Here is a 3,015-nt window from a genome sequence, read left to right as displayed (position 1 = left end):
AACGGTTGGTAACAAGGGCTCAATGATTGCCCATGCTTCATCAGAAAGATCGTAGCGAGCCATAATCCAAAGTGTCGTAGAAACAGATGGATACTATAGCTCAAGCAATTAAGGGACACAGCCTAGAGTGCTGCCACAAGGGTTGGGGCGAATCCGTTATCATCGGCGTTGCCGGTGCCGGAGAAGAAATCGCTACTCGTCCGTTCCAATTGGTGACTGGACGCGTATGGCGCGGCTCAGCGTTTGGTGGTGTGAAAGGCCGCAGTCAACTGCCCGGTATCGTCGATCGCTATCTGAAAGGCGAATTCCCGCTAAAAGATTTCATTACTCATACCATGCCGTTGGAACAGATTAATGAAGACTTCGATTTGATGCATGAAGGCAAATCGATTCGTACCGTTATCCACTATCGTTAATCCGCGCACAAGGAGGCACGCCCCCATGAACGAGACGCTGGAATTACTGGAAGAGCATCGCCTGTTTGGCGGTTGGCAACAGCGCTATCGTCATACCTCGAGCAGTGTGAATGGCCCGATGACGTTCAGCATTTATTTGCCGCCAACCGCAGATGATACGTCACCGCCGGTGCTGTATTGGCTGTCCGGGTTGACCTGCAATGATGAGAACTTCACCACCAAGGCTGGCGCGCAGCGTATCGCCGCTGAACTGTGGCTGGTACTGGTGATGCCGGATACCAGCCCACGTGGCGAGGCGGTTGCTAACGATCCGGGATACGACCTGGGCCAGGGGGCGGGATTTTACGTCAACGCCACCCAAGCGCCTTGGGCTGCGCACTATCGCATGTACGACTATGTCAGCAGCGAGCTGCCTGCGCTGGTGCGTGAACATTTCAACGTCAGCGATCGTCAGTCGATCAGTGGGCACTCAATGGGCGGTCACGGTGCATTAATGCTGGCACTGCGTCATCCGGAACGTTATCGGTCCGCTTCCGCGTTTGCGCCAATCGTTAACCCAAGCGAGGTTCCCTGGGGACGTAAAGCCTTTACCGCTTATCTGGGCACAGATGAAACGACCTGGCGTGAATATGACACCTGCTATCTGCTGGCGCAGACCTCGGCTCGATTGCCGCTGCTGGTCGATCAGGGCGATAGCGATCAGTTTTTACCCGATCAGTTGCAGCCCGCGCGCCTGGCATAGCAGGCAGAGGAACAGGGTTGGCCGCTGACGTTACGCACGCAGTCTGGCTATGATCACAGCTACTACTTTATTGCCAGCTTTATTGAAGACCATTTGCGTTTTCATGCCAGCCATCTGAAGGCTTAAGCGGCATCCTCCAATGAGGCAGGTAGTCTGATCTGCCTCATTCCTTCCCTGCCGATCGCTTACGTTGTACCGACAATCAACTATCACACGACGCTTTGATAGCGTTTTTTGCGATATTGCATTCAGCAACAGATTGTTAAACTGCTTTTTTTGTCACACAATCGATGATTGACTGGGCAATGCAAGAAACTGTTTCATGGACCTGTTTAGCGGAACGCTACGTCAGAATAGGGCGACGTATAAACAGGGGGATTTCACTGGGAGGGATTTGATTTGCAACGTAAACTAGTGGCTTCAAGCGAACTGTTTTCTGTCGGCTATGATGAAGAAAAAAAACATCTGGAAATTGAACTGCTGAACGGCAGCGTCTATCTGTACAAAGGTGTCGCCCGGATGATCTATGAAGAGTTGCTGTCCAGTATGGCAAAGTACCGTTACTACACGCGCTACATCAAAAACTCATTTCCCTTCGATAAACTGTAATCACAGAGTAAGCGCCTTATCGGTGGCGGGCCAACAACGGCCCGCTGCGCGCTATCTCGGCGCGTGCATCCGCTCGAATCAGGCACCGAATATCGTTAGAGCCCTTGCTGCTGCACAAATTCATCGATATTGGCGATGGTTTTTTCCATCAGCACTTGCAACGCAGAGCCCGATGTCCAGGCGATGTGCGGGGTAATCAACAAGTTCGGCATGGTTTTTGCGGCTTTCATCAGCGGGTTATCCAACGACGGTGGCTCCTGAGTCAATCCATCCAACGCCGCCCCCGCAATGCGATGCTGCAAAAGTACCGACAGCAACGCTGGTTCATCCACCAACGCCCCGCGCGCCGTATTGATGATAAACGCCGACGGCTTACACAGTGCCAACGTCTGTGCGTTGATCAAACCCTGGGTATCCGCTGTCAGTGGGCAATGCAGAGAGATAACATCAGCCGTTTGCATCACTTGTTCAAACGGTAAATAACCGGGCCGACACTGCGCCGCACCACGTCGTTCCGCAAACAACACTTTCATGCCCACCGCACTGGCTAATCGTGCGACCTCTTGCCCTATCGCACCGGAACCGATGATGCCGACGTTGAACCCGCGATATCTTTCACCGGATGATCGAAACATCAGACTATGCTTGAGAGAAAATATCATGGCGATCACGTGTTCAGCGACCGATTGCGTCGAATAAACAGGAACGTTGCGCACGGCGATCCCCAGTTCCTGTGCGGCAACGACATCAATATTGTTCACACCGGTTGCGGTAACCGCGATCAGTTTTAGCGCAGGCAACGCTTGCAGAATCTCACGCGTCAGCACCACTTTATTGGTGATAATCACCTCACACCCTTGAGCAGGTCACGTATTCAATGTGTTGCTCCGCAATAAAAATAGTATTCATGCTCTATGTTCTCTTCATGCATTCAGGCTGGTTTTAAACACCTTTTTTGCATGCCAGACTATGTAGCAATACACTCATTGAATACGTGACCCACACCCTTGAGCGCGTTCAACCACCAGTTCCGGCGGCGTATAGCTATATTCTATCCATTCGTGTTGACATTGCGGTCTGCGAAAAAAATGCTTTTTCCAGAAAATAGTTTCAGGCAATGCCCGGCTTTGTTGAATAAATAGAAAGTTTGGGTAATCATCGGAACAGATCACCATAGTTGTTTCAAAATCAGGTCTCCATGGCAAAACAAAATTTTAAAATCACTAACTGGCCCTCCTATAACAAGGC

The 3,015-nt window shown here is 51.2% G+C and carries 1 protein-coding gene and 3 pseudogenes; 3 read left to right on the top strand and 1 reads right to left on the bottom strand.

Going from position 1 to position 3,015, the window contains the following annotated elements; translation table 11 throughout:
* Positions 1-119 precede the first annotated feature (119 nt).
* The 3 genes and pseudogenes from ACTBDZ_RS16510 to ACTBDZ_RS16500 form a co-directional block, all read left to right on the top strand.
* Positions 120-416: pseudogene (locus ACTBDZ_RS16510) on the top strand (S-(hydroxymethyl)glutathione dehydrogenase); the annotation flags it as partial.
* A gap of 25 nt (positions 417-441) precedes the next feature.
* A pseudogene (fghA, locus tag ACTBDZ_RS16505) lies at positions 442-1,284 on the top strand (S-formylglutathione hydrolase).
* Between the two features lie 273 nt (positions 1,285-1,557).
* A complete protein-coding gene (locus ACTBDZ_RS16500; protein ID WP_438816106.1) occupies positions 1,558-1,767 on the top strand; it encodes a KTSC domain-containing protein in 210 nt (69 codons plus the stop codon).
* Positions 1,768-1,862: 95 nt separating this feature from the next.
* Here ACTBDZ_RS16500 and ACTBDZ_RS16495 read toward each other — a convergent pair.
* Positions 1,863-2,618: pseudogene (locus tag ACTBDZ_RS16495) on the bottom strand (NAD(P)-dependent oxidoreductase); the annotation flags it as partial.
* Positions 2,619-3,015: the final 397 nt, after the last annotated feature.

Origin of the sequence: Symbiopectobacterium sp., from assembly GCF_051710365.1 — a bacterium.
Lineage (GTDB): Bacteria > Pseudomonadota > Gammaproteobacteria > Enterobacterales > Enterobacteriaceae > Symbiopectobacterium.
This window is presented reverse-complemented; position numbering and strand designations above follow the sequence as displayed.